Here is a 24,122-nt window from a genome sequence, read left to right as displayed (position 1 = left end):
AGTTTGCTACCTATAAAAATCATCAAGAGTTGCTTTCACAAGAGCGCGCCAAAGACTTTGATTTTTGTGAGATTAAAGTGACTATGTAGCCAGCTAACGCGGAATTGATTATGGCAGGTAGAATTGAATTACCTAAGAAGTCATTCCATGGTGGATAAGCACTAACACCTATGGCTGTGAGCATACCTACTAATAAACTGGCCATTGCCCCTTGCCAATTATAGGCAGGCCAGAGTCGCCCTAATAAACCACAAACACATAGGCCAGACATAAGTACGGCTATCATTTGCGTAATGTAAGAAATAATATTGTTTGACATGAGCGCCAGCAGCAAAGCAATGCCAATGGTGAGTATCAAGCCAATTCTTGAAAAGGTGAGTACGTTATTAGCACTAGGTGACTTTTTGAAAATTATTTGATAGATATCAGTTAACAAAACGCTGACTCCGGCAATAGCATCTGAACTCGCGCTGGATAAGGTAGCTGAAATACCAGCAATAATGATGAGCACGCCTAAGGCCAAAGGCATAACATTCAGTGCAATATGTGGAAACGCAAAAGCTGCATTGTCTAATTCATTTGTGATTGCATATGCACTCATGCCAATAATGGCTGGGATCAATGAAAAGCCTAAATAAAGAACGCCAGAATAAATAAATGACTTTCGGATGCTGGTGACGTTTTTCCCAGAATAAATACGTTGTCGAAACGATGGTGTGGCTAATACGCCCACTAAAATGGCTAGTGCAAGAGAGATGGCAGGCATAATACCTATGGCCTCTACGGCGAATAAACTGATATTTTGTGAGGGTTGAGCCGCAAGCATACTGTCCCACCCCCCCACATAATCCAAGGAAAAATAGGCCATAAGAATAAAACCAGTAAATAGAATTAAGGCTTGAATTGAGTCAGTCCAAACAACGGCGGTGTATCCACCAATTACCACATAAACCGCAAAACTCAACGCAATGATAAGCTTTGTTGAAGAGACATCAATCCCGGTTAACCAAGACAAATATAAACTACCACCGATAATATGCGCACCTAGCCAACCAATACTCGCGGCGTAAATAATGAAAGCTATGGTGTTTTTTACGTATTTATTGTTGTCGACATAATGTGCAAGCTCTTCACTCATAGTAGTGAACTGAAGACGCCTAACAGGTGCAAAAATCCACGCTAACAACAAAATACCAATTGAGCCACCAATGCCATATAAAGCGCCAGCCCAGCCATTTTCATAAGCAAAACCAACAGCGCCCATTGATGAGCCAGTTCCCACCATAGTCGCAACAGTTGTACCTAATGACAAAATAAAGGGAACGTTGCGCCCAGCTAATAAAAAATCGTCGCCGGTTTTTTGTTTCCGAGAAACAAACCAACCCAGCGCAATCATGGCTAAGATGTAAAGAATAAATACAACTATGTACAAGTGATTCATGATGATTTAGCTCTGGCGTTTAACGTATGGCAAACATAATTCGTTTAATTATCTGAAGGTTTTTTATAACAAGTGACGTCCACTTCGACTTTACAATCAACAACTAGGTCGGCCACCATGCAAATACGTGCAGGAGGGTGTTCCCCAAAGACTTCTTTGAAAACTTTGTTAAATGATTGAAAGTATCGTGAGTCGTTTAACACCACTGTCACATGCACCACATGCTCAAGGCTAAACCCAGCTTCGGTCATAATGTTTATGCAGTTTTCAATGGCTATGTTTGATTGCTCAATTATGCTTCCTTCAACTACTTCGCCATTGCGCATAGGTGTTTGACCTGACACTTTTAACCAGCCATCCACTTCGACTGCTCGGGAAAAGGGTAAATGTTGTCCACCAGTGCCTTCACTACCTTGGGCACCATAACGCTTAATTGTCATTATTTTCTCCTATAAATTTTTGCAATATGTTTAGTTTTGACTGTGTTTTAAAAATCGTCCTGCACCACTAATTTTAAGAGGCCTTTGTGCTTCAGCGTCTTGTGATTGGTAACTGAGCTGCCCATTGACCCACACTTGTTCTATTCCTTTTGAGAGGGCGACTGGATTAACAAAGTCAGCTACATCAGCAATAGTGTCTGGATTAAAAAGTACTAGGTCGGCGTAATAACCCTGACGAATAAAACCTCTTTGTTCTAAGCTAAATTCCGTTGCCGAAAGCCCTGTCATCTTGTGGATCGCTTTCGACATGCTTAATAAGTTTTCATCCCGGCTATATCGTCCTAACATGCGCGGAAAGGAGCCCCACAAACGAGGGTGAGGGTGTGGATCGCATGGCAAACCATCTGATCCAATCATGCTGTAAGGTAAAGAAATAAACTTACGTACATCGTCTTCGTGCATACCGTGATAAACCGCACCTGCAGGCTGCAACTTCTGCGCTGCTTCTAGTAGAGAAACTTGCCATTGTTCGGCTATGGTATGTAACGTTTGTTTGGCTTTGTCGGGATGAGGATCTGACCAGGTAATAAAAATATCAAAATCTGAGGTCACTTGCGCTAAATCTAAGGTACTAGAGCTGGCATGATAAGGATAACAGTCACAACTTATTTTCTGATGTTTTTGGTTCTGTTGAATGTGTTTTGTGATCTCATCAGCACGGCCCCAATTGTTTTTCCCTGCACACTTCAAATGAGAGATAATAATATTGATATTCGCTTGTTTTGCGGCCCAAAAAGCCTCGTCTAACGCATCAATAATACCGTCAAATTCAGTTCTTAAGTGGGTACTATAAACACCATTAAATTCTGTGAGTTGCTCCACTAATGCTGCGACTTCAGTAGTTGAAGCACTCTGTGCATTTTGATACGCAAGCCCACTACTTAATCCCTTAGCGCCTTGGACTAAAGCAAGCCGAAATATCTTCACCATACTAGTGATTTCTTGTGCTGTTGCAGGTTTGTTTAGGTCAGACATAACTTGTGCCCGAAGACTAGTATGACCGACTAACGCCGCCACATTAATGTATGGCTGAGATTGCTCAAATTGATCAATGTAGTCTTGCAAAGAACTAAACAAAAACTCGTCTGTTTCCCCCAGCAAGTTGATTGGATCAGGTGGCAATTTATTGGTGGAGTAGGGGCTAGCGCTAATACCACAATTACCAATAATAACGCTGGTCACTCCTTGGCTGATTTTATTGAGCATTTTGGGATTGCGCAGTAGCTCTAAATCATCATGAGTATGCACATCAATAAAACCGGGAGCTAACATTAAACCTTTAGCATCAATAACGTGATTAGCAGACAGGTCTTGCAAGTTACCAATAGCAATAATTCTATCGCCTTTGATTGCAATATCTTGTTTTATAGCTGGATTACCGCTGCCATCCAATATATCCCCATTGAGGATCAATACATCGGGTATAGCCAATTGCTGTGGTAAAGTATTGGCATCGTTTGTCACTCTTCAATCCCCCAAAGGCAATCGACTTGAGTTAGGACAAGCGCCATCTTCGCCTCGGTGATCATCAAGTTGAATTTTCAAACGTCTTAACTTCTCTCTAGACTTTCGCTGATTCTTGATAGCTAATTCACTGGATAAAATGTCGATGGCCGCTAACATCACATATCTAGATGCGCTTGGTTTAAAGATGTAATCACTTTCTTGGGTTTTTATTGGCAAGTGAAAATCTGCAAATTTAGCCAACTCGCCTTCAGGACAAATAGCAACAACGTGAGCACCATACTCCTTAGCAATAACCGCTGAACTGAATACATCAGGGCTTATCCCTCCTAGAGATAAACAAATAACTACATCATCTTTATCGACTGTGGACGCAGTCATTCGCATCATCATAGGGTCAGAGTGTGAATTGCTGTTGATGCCTAAACGAAAAAAACGATTGTGACACTCTTGAGTCATCAAACTGCTCCATCCACCTACACCAAAAATTAAGCAATGTTTTGCAGCACAAATTATTTCACTAGCAGCTTCAACTACTTCGTCTTCTATTAGTCTTGAATTTAATGATGAAATATCGCTAATAGATTGATATACAACAGAAATATCATGTTTTTCTATTGTGTCGTCATTTGTGAAACGCTCGCCAACTGCGGCCGATTGAGCTATTTTTAACTTAAACTCTCGCACATTTGCACAATTTAGAGTTTTCGCTAGGCGCGTAATAGTCGCGTGGCTAACCTGTGCTTTTTCTGCTAATTCATTGATTGCAGCATTGGCAGCAAAATTCAGATCACTCAAAATAAATCGAGCCACTTTTTCTTCTGCTGGGCTGAAATGCCTTAAGCCTTCTTTGATACTATTAACAATATCCATTTACTGTTCTCTGTGGTTATAACAACAACGCCAATTCATCTGATTTTTTAATCAAAAAAATGTTTCAATGGTTTTCTTCACGACAAAATTACTGTCGATTAGGCCTATCCGCCGCCATTTATCCATGGTTAAACAAGGATGAGAAGTTGCAAAGATAACTATATCGCCAGGTTGTAGTGATGTTTTGGAACCAAAGGTCATCATACAATGTTGATCCATAATATTGATTACCTCAGACCCTCCTTCAATCGCTTGAGGTTTTTTATTGCCTGGGCGGTATATATATTCTGGAATGGGTAAACCAGCATCAAAAGCTACATCCCTTTTTCCTAGACCAATGACTGCAAGCCCAGGTTCAGGAACGGAGTGAACATAGGCCCAAAGTTCTAAATTAGAAATCAATTCACCAGAAATATCGCAGGCTAGTTGACTGCGACTAATGATCTCGTTTTGTGCAGCCTGATAAATGCCCTTGTCATGTATTAAATAGCACCCAGGTCTAATAATAGGAATATAACTGATCCCTAGTGTGTCTTTGTTAGATGATAACTCCCGTGAGACAATATCGTACCAAGCTGAACCGGCGCCAGTTACAATAATATCTTTGATATCAAATCTATTTTCACTGTATAACCTACCCACCATTGTGCAAATACTGTTGATGAAAGTGACGATTTTTTCGGCTGCATCGTTACCATGTATCACACCTTCATAAAAACTAATGCCGCATAAGTGTAAATGCGGATACTGCTCTATGGCATCGAGCAGGGGATCTATATTTTGTGTATCACGCCATCCACATCGACCTTGTAAAACACCTATCTCAATTAAGATATTCAAAGAGACATTGACGCCTGAAAAATACTTACCTAATGCATGAATATTTTCTATTGAATCAACAAAACAATAAAATTCAATGTCTGTTGTCAGTAACAAATCAGCTATCAGTTTCATGTGATAAGCGCCGACTAATTGATTGGCAAGTATGATCCGATTAACCCCATGCTCAAATGTATTAACGACCTGTGGCACAGTCGCTAAACTCATTCCCCAGCAACCTTGCTCTAATTGCATTTTGAATAGCTCTGGAGCCATAGACGTTTTTCCATGTGGAGCAAGTTTTACAGACGCTCTGTCACTAAATTCCTGCATCCATTTAGCATTATTTAATAATTGTTTTTCCTTAATCACCGCGATTGGAAAGCTCACTTCTTCAGCGAGAAGATCCCAGCCCTTATTATTCAAGTCTGTTAAACAGCCACTGCCTTTTTCAAATGCACGTCCTTGGGAGTAGGCTTCGTTATTCTTTTCTATATTTCTATTAAGCAACTTCGATCTCCAAAAATAGCCGTCCAATTTAAATTCATCTGGCGAAATTCATCGAAAAAACTAAAAACTTGTTGAATTCCACCTAAGCTTAATGTTAAAAAGTAACAAGTTCAATATAAAGTAATTGTTATTTAGTAACTTTGTTGTTGTAAAAAATGGAATCGAGAGTTTTGGTATCTACTTGTATGTTTTGTTTGCCAATAAATACGTTGTGTAGGATATAGATGCTGATGACAGCGTTGTTATTAGGTAATAGATATAAATGACTGCCATAAAGCGCTTATCTTAAATTTGTTTATGACAGCGTTGTCATTATGAGTGAGGAAAGCAACGAGTAGTTCGACATAAATGGATGTTTTTGGCAATGAATGGCTAATGATAATGGCTGTGAAAGTAATAATTTAGAAGTGATGTTGTTGTAGATAATAGAATCAATGATAGTTCTCAAGTCATGTGGATTCTGAAGTTTTGATGCTTCTGCTATTTTCATTTTTAGTAATAATAAAAATAAATTAAGTAAGTTTTAAACGTTAATAGAAAGCCAAACTATGGTTATGAAAATAGCCAAGTTTATATAAAACACTGAGGGTTAAACATGTCTAATAAATTTAAGAGAAAACGTCTAGTAATAGCTATATCTGCTGCGATTTCTTGCTCGCTCTCTGCTTCAATTGCAGCTCAAGATGCGACGGCAGAATCACAAAATGCAGATGACAACATAGAAGTCATTGAAGTTAGCGGCATGCGTCAAAGCATCCAAAGTGCGCAAATTTTGAAACAGTATGCCGACACGGTAAAAGATGTCATTACTGCATCAGACATAGGTGCGCTACCTGATAGGTCTGTGACTGAAGCGCTTCAACGTGTACCTGGCGTAACCATTGAGCGTTTCGCGGCATCAGATGATCCAAAACATTATGCCGATGAAGGTACAAGTGTATTAGTGCGTGGTCTGGACCGTGTACGCAGCGAAGTTAATGGTCGCGACTCATTTAGTGCTAATCCTTATGGCGGACTAAGCTATGAGGATTTTCCCGCTGAATTATTGGGTGCAGTAGAAGTGGTTAAAAACCAAACCGCTGATCTGATTTCTGGTGGTATTGCTGGCACAGTTAACTTGATTACACGCAAGCCTTTTGACACCGATGAACGCTTATTTGCGGTGAGTGCGCAAGCCAACTATGCTGATTATCGCGAAGAAACCACGCCGTCGTTCAGTGCTCTTTTCTCAGATAACTGGGATACTGATTCTGGCAAGTTTGGGGTATTAGTTGCAGCATCTGATTCTGAGTTTAAAACTCGTGGTGATGGTTTTGGTTTGGGTAATTTCCACAGTCGTGGTCCGGTTGATGTTTTCTCTTACGATGAATGGGGAACAGCGAGCCCTGGCGTTAGCGCAGGCCAATATTCTAATCCTTGTATTCCTGGTGCAGCAGATTGGCGTGCATGTGGTGCTGGTTTTGAAGATACAGTGCAGTTTTCAGCTGAAGATGCAGCAGCCTATGTTCCAGCGTTTGAAGGTGAGGCACTTGAGGGGCAACCTGATGGTGTCACTTATTATTCACCTGCTAGTTACTCATTATCGACTGCAGAAAACGACAGAAGTCGCACAGGTTTTACTGCCGCCTTACAGTGGCAGAGTGTTGACGAGAAGATTACTGCTACATTGGAACACATCAATTCTAAAGCGTCCTTAGAATGGCGAGAATATATATTGACTCCGGCTGATCAAGGTTTTCAACCTTGGATGGCCAATGCACTTCAGTGGTTCGATGAAGCTGATGAAGGGCGCCCTCTGACAGTTGATGGTAATGGTTTTCTTACATCGGGTGTAGGCCGCGGAAGTAGTCCGGACGTACCTTTGCAGTTTCGTTCTCGTTTTAACTTCAATGAAAGTACGGTTAAAGATACAGCTCTAAATGTGAAATTTACCCCGACTGATCGCATAACAGTTGAAGTAGATTACCAGACTATTGATTCTGAGCAAATTGTTCACAACAACTCGATTACTTCGCGGATTAATGGCAATCAGACTGGTGAAAATGCACCATTTTTCTTAGATTTAAGAGGGTCTACACCGTCAATTGAGTTTTTGAGTCCTAATGTTTCAAATCCTCCCGACGTCGAAGCTGACACCAATCCAATTCTTCGAATGTCTAACGGTATGCAACAAGAAGAATACAATGAAGCAAGTGCGGATACTTTTCAGTTGGATGTGGAGTACAAACTGGACGGTGCTTTTACTGGCATAAAAACAGGGCTTTATTATTCAGATAAAGAATTGATAGTGCGTAATACTGAATATGAAGGTTGGCAGGCACTAGGCACGCCATGGAACGCACAAGCTTCCTATAACGCATCACCACAAGTTGTTCCTGAGTTATTCGACAGCATTAGTTTTGCTGATCACTTTAATGGCGAAACTCTATCGGGTGACTACAACAGCTTTTTGTTCCCTAAAATGGAATTAGCTGAAAATTACGAACAAACTTTACGTGATGGTTGTGGCACTTGGAGTGCTTTAGGCAACGCAATGGACGGAAGCGGCCGTTGTGCTGTGTCATATGCCGATTCAAATAATAGTGTTTTCGGTCATTTTGCTCCACGTCATATAAGTTCAAGTAACACAGAACGCACTGAGTTTTATGTTCGCGCTGATTTTGATGTTGAGATGTCGGATATCTTAGTCAAAGGTAATTTCGGCTTACGTTATGTTAATTATCAGCTGGAATCTACCGGTGGTATCAGCTTACCTCCTACATCTAGGCGTGGCACTGATGAAACAGGTTCACTTTACCAAGTCATGCAAAATCAATATCCAAGTATTTTTGGACTTGCTTCGGGGGATTTCGTAACTAGCACAGTAGACGGTACCGATTACTCTACAGTTTTGCCTAGCTTAAACCTTAGTTTTGGTATTACTGATGAATTCATAGTGAGATTCGGCGCGTCTAAAGGCCTTTATTATCCAAGTCTTGTTGATTCGGCTAATAAAATGGTGGTGAGTTTGGATTACCAAGAGATCCTTCAAGATCCCTCTGAAGATAAAGATGAAGCAACTAATCCAACCGTCGACCTACAAAATATTGAAATCAGTGCTAACGCACGTAACGCTTTTTTAGAGCCAGAAGAATCAGTTAATCTTGATTTAACAGCTGAATGGTATTTTGCTGATGTAGGTTCATTGACTGTGGGTTTGTTCCATAAAAAATTGTCAAACATCATTCGAAATAAACAGTTTTCGACAGAGGTTGAAGTAGCAGGCAGTAGCTTCCCAGTATCAGCCTATGGACCAGATAACACTGGTGACGGCACCATTAGTGGTATGGAGTTTTCGTACACCCAGTTTTTCGATATGTTGCCGGGCGTTTGGAGTGGTTTAGGTATGCAGTTTAACTACACATACATTGACCAAGACGGCTTGGAAGATTCCAATACCAATCCAACTCAGGAAATTCGATACAATGGTTCTGGTGTGCCGATTACCGACAATCGTAATAGTTTCCGTCAGTTTACAGGCTTACCATTGCAAGGTTACTCTGACCAGAACCTAAATATTGTTGGCATGTATGAGAAGGACGATATTTCCTTCCGCTTAGCCTATACATGGCGTTCAGAGTACCTTTTGACTTTGCGTGAGTCTGAAGAATTTGTTCCGGCATATTCAAAGGATCAAGGCATGATGGATGCGAGTTTCTTTTACAACATTAATGAAAACGTTAAAGTTGGTTTACAAGTCAGTAATTTACTTGGTACTGACACAGAAACTCAATACCAACAAAATCAGCAAGGGGTAAAAACTGATGCGTTTTCCTTCACGACAGACCGCCGTTATGCGTTAACCGTTCGTGCTACTTTCTGATAGCTAACACAGTTAAAAGTTGTAAGATAAACTGCGTAGTAAAAATGCTACGCAGTTTCTTTCATTTTGGAGGTTCCCAAAAATGTTAAGGCTATTAATTTAGTTACGGTTTGACTATGCAAAACACATTGAAATCTATCTGTATTGTGGGTGGTGGAACGTCTGGTTGGATGGCTGCGACTTTACTTACAACCGCCTTAAGAGGCAGTAACATTCAGATTACGGTTATTGAATCACCTGATATTGCCACTATCGGCGTAGGTGAGTCTACCGTGCCATCTATGATGGATTTTTTGCAAGCCAGTCAAATTAACCTAAAAGAATTTATTCAGGCTACCTCTGCCACTTTTAAATTAGGCATTCGGTTCGACGATTGGTTAACCCAAGGGGAAAGCTATTTTCATCCTTTTGGTAGAGTGGGCAAGGATATCAATGGTTTTGATTTTTATCAGGCTTGGTTAAAGTCACTTGCTGATGGGCAGACAAGTCGTTGGGTTGATCATTCCCCCAGCGCGATTATGGCCGAACATGAACGTTTTATGCTGCGCCCACATCAATCTAATCAAACACAGCCTGAAAATTGGGTGTTATCACATTTCGCTCATTCCCTTCACTTAGATGCGATTCAAGTTGCTCGTTATTTACGAGATCTCTGCCACAAAAGAGGGGTAACAAGAATAGAAGCAACAGTAAAAAACGTGAATGTCGATAAGAAAGACTTTATTCGTAGCCTCGAATTGGACAATGGTTCAATAGTCGAAAGTAACTTTTTTATCGATTGCACTGGTTTCAAAGGGCTTTTGATAGAAAACTCCTTGAAGGTAGGTTACCAAGATTGGTCCCATTATCTGCCTTGTAATCGCGCCGTTACCGTACAAACAGAAAATGTAGCTAATCCAGTTCCCTACACAATCGCCACAGCTCGTGAAGCGGGCTGGACGTGGAAAATTCCGCTACAACACCGCACAGGCAATGGTTATGTTTTTTCTAGCGAACATTGCAGTGATGAGCAAGCAACAGAGACATTGCTAAACAGTGTCAATGGTAAGCTGATAAACAATCCAAAGATCATCCCTTTTGTTACCGGTAAACGTGAAAAAATTTGGCACAATAACTGTTTAGCCTTAGGCCTTGCTGCTGGATTTTTAGAGCCTTTGGAATCGACCGCTATTCATTTGGTTTACAAAACCCTAGTGCATTTCATTAAATACTTTCCTGACATGGATTTTGACACTTGCAACGAGCTAGCCTTTAATCAAAAAATTGATGTTGATTATACAGAGATACGCGATTTCATTATTTTGCATTATTGCACATCGGGTCGTGACGATAGCGACTTTTGGCGTTGGTGCCAAACCATGCCTGTTCCTGATTCACTCAGTGAAAAAATACGTTTATTTAGGCAAAGAGGGCAGATAGAGCATAGTACTGAGCCGTTTTTTACCAGTGATAGTTGGTACTCCATTTTAGAAGGCATGAAAATACGTCCACAAAAGTATCATCCCTTGTTAGATGGTTTTGATAGTCAAGGCTTAGCCAATACATTGCATAAAAATATTGAAAATATCCGTTCTACGGTGCTAAAAATGCCAAGTCATCATGATTATATTCAAGCGAATTGCCAAGCCACTCATCAAAATGCGAAGGCAACTATATGACGGTATATAAAACCATGGCAGAGTTTTCCAATCTAATCTCAGTACAATTCTTTAAGGAAATTGCACCCGCACAAAACCCCGTAGTTATACGTGGATTTGCTAAACATTGGCCGTTGGTCGATGCAGCTCAAAAAACACCTGAAGATTTTGTCGCTTACCTGAATCAGTTTTATACCGGTAAAAAGACCAAAATGGTTGTTGCCCCACCTTCTGCCAACAAACGCTTTTTTTACAATGATGATATGACTGATGTCAATTATTTGAGTGGTGAAGAGCGCGTCGACTTGTTTTTAGGCCGTCTTTTAGAGTTGATTGATAGAGAAGTTTATCCTGCTATTTCAATGCAAAATTCACTCACTAGTGAGATTTTACCTGGTTTGGTGAATGAAAATTGTTCCGATATTTTTCCTGAATTAGAGCCTCGCTTATGGATTGGAAATGAAGGGATAGTGAGTGCGCATTATGATGGTTCTGATAATGTGGCTTGTGTTGTGGCGGGTCGTAGGCGTTTTATACTTTTTCCGCCAGAGCAAACTTGTCACTTATATCCCGGCTCACTCAACTTTACACCAGCAGGGGCCCCTACTAGTTTAGTGGATCTTAACAATCCAGATTTTGATCGTTACCCTCTTTTTAAGCATGCCTTAGCTGAGGCTTATAGTGTTGAGTTAGGACCTGGTGATGCCATTTTTATTCCTATGCTTTGGTGGCATCATGTTGAATCATTGGAAAAAGTGAATGCGTTAATGAATTACTGGTGGAATGGATCTTCAGGGCCAAACTCAGTGTCGCCCAGCCCAATTGACAGTTTGAACCTAGCACTGCTGGCCATGCGAGACTTAACTCCGAAACAACGTGATGCGTGGCGATCTATGTTCGATCACTATGTATTTCATCAAAATCCCGATCCAAAATCACACCCAAGGTCTTATATACCAAAACATCAGCAGCATATACTCGGCGATTTATCAGCTAAAGATGTCAGAACGATAAAGGATTATTTCATTGCCAAGCTACAAAAATAAACACGTGTTCGATTCTATGAGAGACACGAATATCAATATATGAACAACTTTAAAGCCATTCCCGAGTATCGAGATTTATCAGCTAAGCAGCTCTTTGATGAAGTGGTACCTGAACAGCAGCCAATAGTTCTCAGAGGTTTTGCTGGTGATTGGCCAATGGTGGCGGCCGCTAAAAAAACTCCGAATGAATTTAAGGAGTACCTTTGTCGACATTATAACGGCAAAAAAGTCACTATATCTGCAGCGCCATATAATGAAGATAAATGCGCCGACAAACGTTTTTTTTATAACGATGATTTAAGCGGTTTTACTTTTGTTAGTGCACAAGAGCGGCTAGACCTATTTTTGAGGCGCTTAATTGACTTAAAGAATGAAGAGCAGGGGCCTGCTTTATCAATGCAAAGCGCGTTAACTGAAAGTATTCTTCCAGGATTGCTCGAAGATAACCCTTCTGATTTTTTCCCCAATGTGAAACCTCGTTTATGGGTTGGAAACGAAGGGGTGGTTGATACTCATTATGATGGTACAGATAACATTGCTTGCGTAGTCGCTGGACGTAGACGTTTTACATTATTTGCGCCAGACCAAACCAGCAATTTGTATCCTGGACCTCTTGAGTTTACACCGGCTGGTGTGCCAGTAAGTTTAGTCAATCTTCGTAAACCAGACTTTGATCGTTACCCTAGATTCAAAACTGCATTACACAATGCTTACCATGTTGAATTAGCCCCCGGCGATGCCTTATTTATACCCATGCTTTGGTGGCATCATGTTGAGTCGTTGGACAAGATTAATGGGCTGATGAATTACTGGTGGAACGGTTCTTTTGCCGAAGATGCAACCTCACCGAATTTTTTGGATAGTATGAAAATCGCCATTTTGGCGATGCGCGACCTGACACCCAAACAACGTGATGCATGGCGTTGTTTGTTTGATCACTATTTGTTTAAGCAAGGTGTTGATCCAGTTTCGTATATCCCAAAACATCAGCATCATCTATTAGGTGAGTTGTCGCCTGATTACATTAGGGTGGTCAAAGATCACTTCGTAAAAAAAATTACAAAAATAGAAGCCTATTGAATTTGAAAAATATGAGCAAATAGCGATGTTAAATAATTATGTTAGATAATGAATGCAAACCTAAAAAAATATTAATTGTTGGTGGTGGAACCGCAGGATGGATGGCTGCAAACTTATTGGCAACCAAGTGGAAAGGAACTGAAATTTGCCTAGTTGAATCCAAAGAGATCGGCATTATAGGTGTTGGTGAAGGCAGTACACCTCATTTAAAGTTTTTTTTTGATGCGATTGGCGTAGCTGATCCACAGTGGATGCCACGTTGTAATGCTACTTATAAAAATGGCATTACCTTTGATAAATGGTCCACTCATCAGGGGTTTGAGTCTTACTTTCATCCGTTTGAAGCGCAAACCGACGATCTATTCACTACACCTCATTTTTTCAAAAACATCCAAGCTCGAAAGCAAGGATATAATGTCGATGCCCATCCAGATAAGTATTTTTTAGAAACTTATTTATCAAGAAACAACTTAGGTCCCTTACCTGAAGAGACTTTTCCTTTTGGCGTGGCATACGGCTATCATTTTGATTCAGCTCTTTTAGGACAGTTTTTAGCAGAAAACGCTGAAAGTCTTGGTGTAACAAGAACTTATGGCAATGTACAAGACGTTATAGTTAACAACCAAGGCAACTTAAGTTCAGTAAAACTTGGCGATGGAACCACGCTAGAAGCAGACTTTTTCATCGATTGCACAGGGTTTTCTTCGTTATTGATGCAACAGACATTGAAGGTTAACTATAAAAGTTTTAAAGATAATTTATTTAATGATTCGGCAGTGGTAATGCCAAGTGAGATAACTCAAGCGCTTCCCGTAGAAACCAAATCCACAGCTCTAACAAATGGCTGGGCATGGAAAATTCCGCTCAGAAATCGTTTTGGTAATGGATATGTGTATAGCAGTGATTATATAGATGGGGATCAGGCTGAAACAGAATTGAGGCAACATTTAGGTTTATTAGAAAGTGATGTGCAAGCAAGGCATTTAAAAATGAAAGTCGGACGTGTTGAAAAACACTGGCACAAAAACTGTCTTGCCGTTGGCCTATCTCAAGGGTTTATTGAGCCTTTAGAGGCAACGGCTATTGCCCTTTCATTTAATACCGTTACGCAATTTATGCAGTATTTTGGGGAAGGTAAGGGCACAAATAAATTTGAAGAGGCCTTTAACAAAGATATTAATTCAAGATTTGACGGCATCAGAGATTATGTAGTGTGTCACTACAAAGCGAATCAACGAACAGATAGTCAATATTGGCTTGATAATGCCGCTAATAACAACATTTCTGACACCTTAAACAGAATTTTATCTCTTTGGAAAAACAGCAACGATTTTGCCGCTGATATGTATAAATATAAGTTGATGGGTAGTTATCAACCTAAATCATGGGCTTGTTTGCTTGCCGGGTATGGTGTATTTCCACAAAAAAATATCGACCCGTCGATTGATTATTCTGCACACCAACAAGAAATCGATGATTTGAGTAATTTTATTAGACGTTGTGCATTAAACTTTAAAAATCACAATGACCTGCTAACACTGTGATTACTTTTCAACGCAACTATAATTCTCATGTTTTAGTCAATTTTATCTGAAACACCAATCAGCGATAATTCTTTATCGTTATTGAGGCGCAAAGCCCTTAGAGATGAAATTTTTGCCATACATGGTCTGCAATAGTGTTCGATGATCTTGAAACTTATGGCTCATCTTAGCTGTATATTCTCGAGCTGCGGCTGATGGTGTTGGCACAATGCCATGAGCATTTTCTATGCGCTGGCCAGATACAGGAAATCGACCACTGCCAGCCAATAAACAATACCAAGAGGGTCGTGGATAAACTTGTTGATGTTTCTGTGCACAGAGCTCAGCCTCAAAATCACCTCCCTGATCCCAGCATTGCAATATGGCAGCTAAATTGTCTGAAATGTGGTTGTGGGAGCGGTTATCAATCCAATAATCACTATCGGTGCGAGTATTGCATTGATAATGCGCCACAATATAGTCGCGAATACCGGCAAATGTTTGACTAACATTGTTGTTAAAACCAGTTCGGTAGTGCTCAATATTTCCTTTGGATAAGGCTAAGGCGTGGGCTTTAATAAAGTGCGTTAAGGTGTACTGCACTAACATCAACGCAGTGGCCTCTAAAGGTTCAATAAACCCTTGCGACAACCCTACCGCCAAACAATTATGATTCCAATGCTGGCGAATAGATCCCACACGCATAGGGATATGCCGTGCTTCCACTTCGTCGCTTACACCCATGTGGGCACGCAATTCTTTTTCAGCTGACTCAGCCGATTGATAGCCCGACGAATACACATAACCATTACCGTTGCGAGTGGTTAGTGGAATTTTCCAAGCCCAACCATTGCTCAGCGCGGTTGATTCGGTGTGTGATGGGATTGGCTGTGTATTATCTAATGGTGATGCAATCGCTACTGCTGAATCATTGAACAAATTGTCGCTGTAGCTGTAAAAGGGGGTCTCTAATGTTTTCCCTATTAACAGACTAGCAAATCCCGTACAGTCGATAAAAAAGTCGGCTTTTAAAGGTCGCTTATCGCGACTTAAGTACAGGCATTCAATATCACCCGTAGTTGTTCTTTTGACATCACTCACAGTGCCAATAATATGCTGCACACCCAACTTTTTGGCGCGCTCTCTTAGAAACTTACCCAATAATGCTGAGTCAAAGTGATAGGCATATTCTGGTTCAAAGGGTAATGAAACATTTAACCGTGGCGATAGATACTGGCGGCTTAACTGAGCCCCTACAAAAAAATCATCCGGTTGCACTGCTGCATTTACACCGCGACGCTTCAGGCAGGCATTACGCATAAACGCTTCACCCGTTTGTATATCTAGAGGCGAAAAAAACGGATGGAAATAGCCATCAGGCGATCCACCGTTACCATTGAGCCAACCGGGAAAAGCGATGCCACATTTATATGTAGCGCTACATTTTGGCATCCATTCGTTTTCGGCAATACCTAGTTTGCGAAAAAATTCTCGTAAGGTAGGAGTCGAACCTTCACCCACACCAATGGTGCCAATATCCTCAGATTCCACTACTGTAATCTGCGTTGATGCGTCACTCTCTTGTGACCACGCCTGTTGCAATAAACTGGCCGCCATCCAACCGGCGGTGCCCCCGCCGACAATAACGACTTGGGAAGGAATACCCATGGTACTCGTTTTAATCTGAGACATAGCTACTCCAAATAACCGCTATACTTAACCGTTGTTTTTTAATGTTGCGGATAAAACTTGCTCACATAATTGATGGGTTTTTAAAATATCATCGAGCTGAGTAGTATTACTTTTGTTCATTTCAACTTGTTTGATAAACGTCTGAAGCATAGTGACAAAGCCTCGTTTAAATAAGGTGGGATCCCAGTCCCCAAATGACAATTCAGACTTATGTGTGGGTGTATAGTGCCACCCCTGACTAAGACGGCTTATTATCCATTTTTGTTGCTGACCAAATAACTCCAACTTTTCTTCTTCTACACCACAGATACGATTCATTGATCCGCAAACCATCGTTTGCCCTGATTGCCAATTCACATCAATAGAAGCGAGTAGGTCCTCTTTGTAGTAACCAAATACATGCAACTGTTCAATCTTGCCCTTTGATAAAAAGCGCAATGTATCTAATACATGAATAAAATCGTCATAAATAAAGGTTTGCTGAGGAGCCGGTAGATTCACCCGATTTTTCTGCATTTTGATTTGCACTGGGTTTGTTTCATCAATGCTGCTAATCAACGGAGCATAACGACGGTTAAAACCGACAAAAAACGGCAGGTTTCTATTCGAAGAAAGCTCCAATACACGCTCAGTTTCTGACAGGTTATAACTGACAGGTTTATCTACAAAGGTAGGAATTCCCGCTTGTAATAATTTCTCAATTATCTCTACATGATGCTCGGTGCTTGTATGAACCATTGCACCGTCAATGTTGGCGCGTATTAAGTCAGAAATGTCGGTATACCCTTCTTTTAGTCCATAAGTTTGAACTAAGCGAGCCAAAACATTGGAGTTTCTAGTGCACAGAACTGGTGTCACTCCATCCATTGTTGCGAGCACAGGTAGATAGGCTTTCTGGGCAATATCTCCCAGCCCTATTAGCCCCATACGTATCATTTTATTTCCCATTTGAATTTTTTTTTACCATTCAATTATTGAAATCTATCCAATGGACCAAAATCAAGTTATTTGGTTTTAAGGACCTCAGTGCTAACATCGTGATTGTCGTATGAGTGCATGCCTTGATACATTGCCTCAAGCAAATCACCGTTATCCTGCATGATTTGCCACGAAAATACGCCTGCTAAGCCTTTGTTCCTTGACCAATCAGTTTTTGCCCGAGTGGAACGTGGATCATCGAATGAAATAAAACCTTGTGTATCAGCATTAAATAAATACGATGCTTCAGCTTGAGCGTCATATCCATATAGATATCCAGGCGGTGGGTTAGCTATAAGTTCTTTGTAAACGTAACTTCCCGTTGAAACAGCATGGTTATTTCCCTCAAAAGCGTTATTTTTCCAATTGCTGTTATGCCATCCTCGGCCGTAAAAGGCGATACCAAGTACTAATTTTGGGGCAGGCACGCCTGCGTTTATAAGGTTGTTGATCATACCTTTTGCACTGAGGCTATTTTCATCAGAACTAAATAAATTAGTATGGTGCCCAGCTCGGCCATCCCCAACCGCAAAGTCGTAGGTCATCGCAAATACATAATCCATAAATGGGATGGTTTTTTTCCAATCTATGGCTTGGGTTTTAGCTTTGCTGCCACTTATAGCCGCCGTTAGTTGGTAATCTCTACCAGTGTTTTGTTCAAGTTTGTCTAACCCGGCACGTAACTCTTGCATAAGTAGCTTGAATACTTGCTTTTCGTTTTGGGCTTGTGCCCCTTTTAATACTTTTTGACTGTTACCACCGCCGCCAGGATATTCCCAGTCAATATCAATGCCGTCGAATACATCGTGTTGTGTTATCAATTCAATTGCTGACTGCACAAAATGTTTACGAGCCGATTCACTTTTGGCCAAACCATGGAAAGGTTGGGACAAGGTCCAACCACCAAAAGAAGGCAAAATAGTTAAGTGAGGATGTAGCTGTTTTAATTTTCTAAAAGCATCCAGCTCAGTCATAACTTCATTTTTGTTATATAACACGGCTGAATAGGGGGCTTTACCCTCGCAGGCAACAACAATGGCTTTTTGTGTTGATTTATTGGCACCACTATTATCTCCGCATAACGCGATAAAAGCATATAAAACGTGGCTTAGTTTGCTCGCAGGTATATTGCTTACTGCAATGGGGTTTCCAGCAGCTACATAATAACTTGCAACAACAGGGGGGGGAGCGCTGGCTGATAAACAAATGAACAACAAGCTGATAAAAAAATACTTTAATCCTACAGAAAAAAAGTCTTCAGTGTGTTGTCTTGTCATAGTAAGTACCTATTAAATTGTTGGAAAATAGTTCCGTAAATGATCCGAAAAAAAATCACTGCTCATTTCATATCCTCGCATCGCTTTTAAAAAAGTGTTTGAGATGTTCACATATCAAACTCGACGCTAATCCTACTGTTGTATTATTGTTGATTTTCAACTTTTGCTAAATCTCATCACAATCACCTTTATATGCGATTAATGACAGCGTTGTCAATTTGTCACGTTACTTGATTGTTTTTCTAATTACAAATAATCATTATGTAGGTTGAGTGTTATGCAATTGTTTACTTGAATTAAACTTATACTAATCCATTTAAAGCAGTGACCACTCAGCGAGAATTAAAGGGCTTAACGCTCGGCGCACGATCAAGGCGCGTGAACTCAGGGATCGTGTAACCCGGGTTACCTATGCTCTTTCAAATTCATGCAACGCAGAGTAGGCGCCTGTTAACCTTGTACTTCGGAAAAGTCCTTACCGGTTTTATGTGACGTTCTCGCTACTTGAAAGGGGATTGCCATTCAAGTAGCGACTCTTTGACAAAATTCTGGACATTGAGGAGATATGCCGAATAAAAGTATTTTGTAATTATTGATTGATATTTGTTCAGCAAAATACCAATATCTTAGTAGTTGTTTAAGAGGGTGGCATGGATACTAAACCTTATATTTATAAATTCAGCGGGTTTTCACTTGACCCAATCAAACAGGTCTTGTCTTACCAAGGTTTGGCTATCGATCTTCCTGATAAGTCTTTTCAATTCTTAGAAAAACTTGTTTTAGCTGACCATCAGTTAGTCGAAAAATACCATTTACTTGATGAATTGTGGAAAGACTTAGTGGTGAGTGAATGGTCTTTGTCGCGATTAGTGTCTGATACACGTCATCTGTTAGCTGAATATGTTTCTGATCAAGATATTATCCAAACACTTAGAGGCAAAGGCTTTAGGATCCACCCAAAGGTTAAAATAGAACTAGTAGAATTGCCCACAACCCCAGTAGTGACTAAAACGTCGAGTGTTAGTACCCCAATTAACACAAACCCCAAAAGAAAAAAAATTATAGTTGTCGTGATTTCTTTGTTGTGTGTTGTCAGCCTTTCGGTAATTTGGTTTTACTTGTCAAAACAACCTCAGGAAGAACCTATTTCCCTTAGTGAATCAATGTCAGATTTGTTAACGGTATTGCCGGTGCAAGTACTAACGGGAGATGATCAAGATTCTTGGGTTGAATACGGTGTGATGACTATGGTGATCGACGAGTTGCAACGTTTTCCAAAAATTAAAGTGGCAAATATGAATTCCACTTTGAGCAATTTGGAAAATGTGCAATTTCAATATGATCCAGAAGCTATATTCCAACAAGTATGTCCAGCATTGGGATGTAAGCAGTTATTATTAATGAATCTAACCTTGACCGAGGACAAACGGCCAAGTTTAAGTTATCAGCTTATTTTGGGAGATAATAAAGGTACTAATTTTAGTTTTATTAGTGAAGACATATTAGAAGCTTCAAATATGTTACTTGAACATTTATTACAAAGTTTAATGCCGCAAAGCCCAGAACGATTGATACTAAGCCACACCTATACTAATAATCACATGGCCAACCAAGATTACGCGACTGGTGTGAGTCGTGTTTACCACGGCGAATTTCAAAGTGCTAAGGATTATCTAGACTTAGCCATAAAGCGTGAACCCTCTTTTACATGGGCCAAGATATATCAGATTGAAGTTTTGTATCGTGAAGGAAAATTACAACAAGCCGAGCAGGGTATTCAAAAATTAATGAAGCAAGCCTTAGATATTCGTCAGAATATTTTTTTACAGAATACATTATCGAATATTGCCTACAGTCAAGGCAATCTAGAACAGTCCATTAATATAGCCAATGGTTTCTTAGACGCTGTAGAGCAAACTCAAGATAAGGATTTGCTCGGGGCAACCCATATGAATATAGGCACCAGCTATCAAGCTATTGGCAAAATTGACCAAGCTGTAGAACATTTGCAAATTGCTTTGGAGATGTTTCAACTTCATGGATTTAAACTCCGTGAAGCTCAAGCTTTGCTGAATTTAGGTAATACTATTTGGGTTGGAAACACTGATTATGATTTGGCGAGCCAATATTATCAAAAATCAGCTGATATATTTCGTCAGTTAGGCGCTAGAAACTATTTGGTTTATGCAAAACACATGGCAGCGGGTATTAAAATTTCTAGTAAACGTTATGCCATTGCCAAACGCGAACTCAAAGAAGTGGTCAAACTTTATCAAGAGTTAGGAGATACTGAAGGCGAGTTGATTGCCCAGGCCGATTTAGTCTTGGCTGCTTTAAAAGAGCAAAACCTAGAGGAAGCAGAAAAAATTGGATTGGCAGTGTATCAAAGATCGGTAGAGCAATTTACTTATCCACGCTCCATAGTGTCGGCTTATGTTGCGATAACTTATTTGAATTTGAAGCAATTTTCAAAAGCAAAAATGTATATAGATGAACGAAACAAATACGATTGGTTTGATCCTAGACCTGCCTTTGCCATGATCCCTGCAAGTTATGCTCACGCCACAGGTGATTTTCAAGAAGCGGTTAATATGGCAGAAATATTGAAAATACGTTTAGGTAAACAATGGAATATTGGGCATCAAACTTACATTAATACATTTCAAAAAGACTTAGACCAAGGTGAAAGTAGCATCAAAGATTATGCTAATTTATATTAGAAGGAAAATTAACATTATCTAACCCATTGTTTTTTAAAACATTCAAAGTTATTCAAAGTTCTCTCAAGCTTCTCAAACTATTGTGTTGATACTGATATTAGCTAACGGCAATAACCGCTAGTTAAATCAATCAAACATAATATTTTGGAGAAAGTTATGAAAATCACATCATTAATTACACTAGCCTTAGTCACTGGGATGTTGCTATTAAGCTACAGCCCCCCCAGCCATTCAGCCGATACTTTTTGGGGGTGTGGAAATGGTTGGTCATTTGAAACAAAGCACAATTCCAGTGCTAGGTGCTTTAAAGCCGCTGGAAAAACATATAAATCGCCTAAAAAGTGCGCCAGCGTCTATATCCCTATTCTCAAAAAATCCGTTGGTCATTTTTTGAAAACCGATCATGACGGTAAAGCAGATAAGTGCGTGGGCACTTTCAAACTGGGCCCAATGACTAATTCGAATGTGGTCCCTCTGGCTTGCGCTACAGGGTATGGAATGGAAGTTAAAAATGGTGCTGACAGATGTGTCAAACCCGTACCAGCTGAATCAAGGGCCCCAAGTATGAGAATTGGGCGTTAGTCATTTACCCAAGCAAGCAGGTTGATTACAAACGAAAAGCAACCTGCTTATTTACAGGGAGAGTCATTATGAAGTATTTAAAAGCTTCTATTTACATCTCGTCGACTATCGCTTTGTGCCCCGTGGCCAGTTTTGCACAAGATTGGAATGCTGCAAACCAAGCTTTGGTAGTCGATATTGAAACAAGCGTATCGACTGAACAGTTACGTTTTCTATTGAATAACAAAGATGTCACTAGCCGTTTTAAACAAACTCAAACTGGTCAATTTAGTTATCAAGGCAATGGTTTTCCAGTGCCAAGTGGTATCAACACTTTAATCGTTTATGAAGTAAATTTGGGGCAGTGGCTAGAAATTCATAACCAAAAAATTAAGGTATTAACTCGTTCTGGATTTAAAACCGCAAATTGGACTGTGAATGGCTCTGTTGCCTTGGATGCACAACTCGATGCCGATTATAAGGGAGACGCCTTTAAACCAGAACAAGACCGTTTTTATGTTGGAAATATGCAGCTAAGTGTTGGTTCACAGCATACTCGTAAAGATTTATCCATTCACTCGCAAGCCAATATTGTTGGAGCCTCTAAACAAGAAAATGCTTTGCGGTTTTCTGAACGTGGTGAGCAAGCAGACAAGATAGATTTAAGTGATTATTTAGTGTCAGTTGAAAAAGGCAAAGCTAGTTTCAGAGTTGGCCATACTGGCTTTGGTTCGAATCCGTTGCTGGTGGATAATTTATCAAATCGAGGCGTTCATTTAGGTTATCAATTTAACTCAATATTCGATATCGCCTTTACTCAGCAAAATGGTAGCGCAATTGTAGGGTGGAATAACTTTTTTGGACAACGCAGTAGCCAGCATCGTATTGCTGCCAGTACTTTAGGTGTTGAAGTCTTTCCTAATAAACCTGGGAAGTTACGGGTCGAAATGTCTTACGTCGATGGTCAAGTGCAAGCTATTGATGATTTTGCTGTGGGGCAGGTTTCAGATGTAGAAAAGAATCAAGGTTGGGGATTGCGAATTATCAGTCAATTATGGGAAGACAGAGTCCGTTTTGATGGCGTATTTGCCAGTAGTCGTTTTACCAATCCGAAGGATAACGCTTTATTGTTGGAAGATGAGTTTCAATTAGTGAGTGTTGAGCAAACCACAGATCAAGCATACCAAGTTAATTTGGATTTAGATTTAATCACGCAGAACGAACAAGGTACGCGGTTATTTACGGTTAGTCTTAATTTGGGTCAAGACAAAATTGATGCTTTGTATCGAGTGATTGCTGCAGGACCTTCCGCAGACCAAAAAATTGAGCGTCTTGGATTAAGAGGGGATCTAGCATCTGGTCAATGGCAATATGGGTTTACTGAAACAGAAAACAATATTGATCATCTTCCTACTATTTTGACTTCAAATACTAAAAGTCATTCCCTGAATTATAACGTAGATCTAGCTAATGCCTTTCAATCCGAAACGTTTGAGGTCAACAACTACCTACCAAGTCTAAATGTGAATTTGCAAAAAGTTCATCAAATGGCAATAAATATGCCTGATACTGAATTCTCGGATTTTAACGGTGATAGTCATTTGCCGGATCAAGTCACTAAGATACTCGAGTTATCGGCGAACTGGTCATTCAATACTTACGCTGTCGGGTACAACCTTTCTTATTCTAATCAAGACAATCGCCAAATTGGTAGGCAACAAGCTGACTTTTCTTTGATTAATCATAGTATTAGTCAAAGTTTACAGATGTTTGAGTCGCTGACTCTCAATTTAGATTTGGGCCGAGCACGTAATTTCGACCATGAAAACAATACCGCTTTTTATAACAATAATGCTGCGTTAGTAATGAGTTATGGGTTTTCGTCAGATTGGAGAATTAACCTTGGTTCCAGTCTAAATAAAGATTATGACAATTTTGGATTAAGTACATCGAATGCCCTGACTTTGAATATGGGGGTGGATCACCAATGGTCGTTCAACCTTTATGGGCGAGATGTCCCAGGCCAATGGTATTTACGATACGCGAAACAACGTAACAAATCCGAAGAAAATATTTTTGCTTTTAACACCTTCACCCAAGACTGGAATATTACGTCTGGCATAAGTCTAACTTTTTAGG

At 40.2% G+C, this 24,122-nt stretch carries 16 protein-coding genes; 8 read left to right on the top strand and 8 right to left on the bottom strand.

Translation table 11 applies throughout. The features are described from left to right. Positions 1-22: 22 nt before the first annotated feature. Genes GARC_RS06085 through GARC_RS06065 form a run of 5 tightly spaced genes read right to left on the bottom strand, consistent with a single transcriptional unit; the run spans position 23 to position 5,607 of the window. Complete coding sequence (locus tag GARC_RS06085; protein ID WP_007617895.1) at positions 23-1,441, bottom strand: sodium:solute symporter family protein; 1,419 nt, start codon at positions 1,439-1,441, stop codon at positions 23-25. A 44-nt stretch (positions 1,442-1,485) separates the two neighbouring features. Beyond that, on the bottom strand, positions 1,486-1,881 hold the full coding sequence (locus tag GARC_RS06080) for a RidA family protein (RefSeq protein WP_007617894.1): 396 nt from the start codon (positions 1,879-1,881) through the stop codon (positions 1,486-1,488). Between the two features lie 30 nt (positions 1,882-1,911). Beyond that, on the bottom strand, positions 1,912-3,405 hold the full coding sequence (locus GARC_RS06075) for an N-acyl-D-amino-acid deacylase family protein (protein WP_007617893.1): 1,494 nt from the start codon (positions 3,403-3,405) through the stop codon (positions 1,912-1,914). A gap of 3 nt (positions 3,406-3,408) precedes the next feature. Next, positions 3,409-4,278, bottom strand: a complete 870-nt coding sequence (locus GARC_RS06070) for a MurR/RpiR family transcriptional regulator (protein WP_007617892.1) — start codon at positions 4,276-4,278, stop codon at positions 3,409-3,411. Between the two features lie 51 nt (positions 4,279-4,329). Continuing rightward, on the bottom strand, positions 4,330-5,607 hold the full coding sequence (locus GARC_RS06065) for an alanine racemase (RefSeq protein ID WP_007617891.1): 1,278 nt from the start codon (positions 5,605-5,607) through the stop codon (positions 4,330-4,332). 595 nt (positions 5,608-6,202) lie between these two features. On the opposite strand from GARC_RS06065, the gene GARC_RS06060 reads away from it, so the two are divergent. The 5 genes from GARC_RS06060 (at position 6,203) to GARC_RS06040 (ending at position 14,776) form a co-directional block, all read left to right on the top strand. Then, positions 6,203-9,469, top strand: coding sequence for a TonB-dependent receptor (locus GARC_RS06060; protein WP_007617890.1), 3,267 nt, complete (start codon positions 6,203-6,205; stop codon positions 9,467-9,469). A gap of 116 nt (positions 9,470-9,585) precedes the next feature. Further along, positions 9,586-11,127, top strand: a complete 1,542-nt coding sequence (locus GARC_RS06055; RefSeq protein WP_007617889.1) for a tryptophan halogenase family protein — start codon at positions 9,586-9,588, stop codon at positions 11,125-11,127. After that, positions 11,124-12,152: a cupin-like domain-containing protein gene (locus tag GARC_RS06050; protein ID WP_007617888.1), complete on the top strand. Its 1,029-nt coding sequence runs from the start codon at positions 11,124-11,126 to the stop codon at positions 12,150-12,152. Before GARC_RS06055 ends, GARC_RS06050 begins: the two co-directional genes overlap by 4 nt. A gap of 39 nt (positions 12,153-12,191) precedes the next feature. After that, positions 12,192-13,232 carry a cupin-like domain-containing protein gene (locus tag GARC_RS06045; RefSeq protein WP_007617886.1) on the top strand — a complete coding sequence of 347 codons (1,041 nt, stop codon included), beginning with the start codon at positions 12,192-12,194 and terminating at the stop codon, positions 13,230-13,232. Positions 13,233-13,270: 38 nt separating this feature from the next. Next, positions 13,271-14,776, top strand: coding sequence for a tryptophan halogenase family protein (locus tag GARC_RS06040; RefSeq protein ID WP_007617884.1), 1,506 nt, complete (start codon positions 13,271-13,273; stop codon positions 14,774-14,776). 78 nt (positions 14,777-14,854) lie between these two features. On the opposite strand, the gene GARC_RS06035 is transcribed toward GARC_RS06040, so the two are convergent. The 3 genes from GARC_RS06035 to GARC_RS06025 are packed head-to-tail and all read right to left on the bottom strand — an operon-like array spanning position 14,855 to position 18,702. After that, a complete protein-coding gene (locus GARC_RS06035) occupies positions 14,855-16,447 on the bottom strand; it encodes a tryptophan halogenase family protein (protein WP_007617883.1) in 1,593 nt (530 codons plus the stop codon). Between the two features lie 24 nt (positions 16,448-16,471). After that, on the bottom strand, positions 16,472-17,395 hold the full coding sequence (locus GARC_RS06030; RefSeq protein ID WP_081587507.1) for a Gfo/Idh/MocA family protein: 924 nt from the start codon (positions 17,393-17,395) through the stop codon (positions 16,472-16,474). Between the two features lie 56 nt (positions 17,396-17,451). Beyond that, positions 17,452-18,702 carry a glycoside hydrolase family 18 protein gene (locus GARC_RS06025; RefSeq protein ID WP_007617879.1) on the bottom strand — a complete coding sequence of 417 codons (1,251 nt, stop codon included), beginning with the start codon at positions 18,700-18,702 and terminating at the stop codon, positions 17,452-17,454. 650 nt (positions 18,703-19,352) lie between these two features. Here GARC_RS06025 and GARC_RS06020 point away from each other — a divergent pair. The 3 genes from GARC_RS06020 to GARC_RS06010 all read left to right on the top strand — a co-directional run bounded on the left by GARC_RS06020 (position 19,353) and on the right by GARC_RS06010 (position 24,121). After that, positions 19,353-21,422, top strand: coding sequence for a tetratricopeptide repeat protein (locus GARC_RS06020; protein ID WP_007617872.1), 2,070 nt, complete (start codon positions 19,353-19,355; stop codon positions 21,420-21,422). Between the two features lie 156 nt (positions 21,423-21,578). Next, complete coding sequence (locus GARC_RS06015) at positions 21,579-22,004, top strand: hypothetical protein (protein ID WP_007617871.1); 426 nt, start codon at positions 21,579-21,581, stop codon at positions 22,002-22,004. Positions 22,005-22,072: 68 nt separating this feature from the next. Beyond that, entirely contained in the window at positions 22,073-24,121 is a 2,049-nt protein-coding gene (locus GARC_RS06010) for a hypothetical protein (RefSeq protein ID WP_007617869.1), read from the top strand. The last annotated feature ends 1 nt before the right edge of the window (position 24,122 follow it).

Origin of the sequence: Paraglaciecola arctica BSs20135, from assembly GCF_000314995.1 — a bacterium.
Taxonomy (GTDB): Bacteria; Pseudomonadota; Gammaproteobacteria; order Enterobacterales; family Alteromonadaceae; genus Paraglaciecola; species Paraglaciecola arctica.
This window is presented reverse-complemented; position numbering and strand designations above follow the sequence as displayed.

Bases quoted from the DNA above. Each gene is read 5' to 3' on its own strand.
- GARC_RS06045 (WP_007617886.1), top strand. From the start codon at position 12,192: ATGAACAACTTTAAAGCCATTCCCGAGTATCGAGATTTATCAGCTAAG.
- GARC_RS06085 (WP_007617895.1), bottom strand. From the start codon at position 1,441: ATGAATCACTTGTACATAGTTGTATTTATTCTTTACATCTTAGCCATG.
- GARC_RS06025 (WP_007617879.1), bottom strand. From the start codon at position 18,702: ATGACAAGACAACACACTGAAGACTTTTTTTCTGTAGGATTAAAGTAT.
- GARC_RS06050 (WP_007617888.1), top strand. From the start codon at position 11,124: ATGACGGTATATAAAACCATGGCAGAGTTTTCCAATCTAATCTCAGTA.
- GARC_RS06080 (WP_007617894.1), bottom strand. From the start codon at position 1,881: ATGACAATTAAGCGTTATGGTGCCCAAGGTAGTGAAGGCACTGGTGGA.
- GARC_RS06070 (WP_007617892.1), bottom strand. From the start codon at position 4,278: ATGGATATTGTTAATAGTATCAAAGAAGGCTTAAGGCATTTCAGCCCA.
- GARC_RS06040 (WP_007617884.1), top strand. From the start codon at position 13,271: ATGTTAGATAATGAATGCAAACCTAAAAAAATATTAATTGTTGGTGGT.
- GARC_RS06035 (WP_007617883.1), bottom strand. From the start codon at position 16,447: ATGTCTCAGATTAAAACGAGTACCATGGGTATTCCTTCCCAAGTCGTT.
- GARC_RS06015 (WP_007617871.1), top strand. From the start codon at position 21,579: ATGAAAATCACATCATTAATTACACTAGCCTTAGTCACTGGGATGTTG.
- GARC_RS06055 (WP_007617889.1), top strand. From the start codon at position 9,586: ATGCAAAACACATTGAAATCTATCTGTATTGTGGGTGGTGGAACGTCT.
- GARC_RS06060 (WP_007617890.1), top strand. From the start codon at position 6,203: ATGTCTAATAAATTTAAGAGAAAACGTCTAGTAATAGCTATATCTGCT.
- GARC_RS06020 (WP_007617872.1), top strand. From the start codon at position 19,353: ATGGATACTAAACCTTATATTTATAAATTCAGCGGGTTTTCACTTGAC.
- GARC_RS06030 (WP_081587507.1), bottom strand. From the start codon at position 17,395: ATGGGAAATAAAATGATACGTATGGGGCTAATAGGGCTGGGAGATATT.
- GARC_RS06010 (WP_007617869.1), top strand. From the start codon at position 22,073: ATGAAGTATTTAAAAGCTTCTATTTACATCTCGTCGACTATCGCTTTG.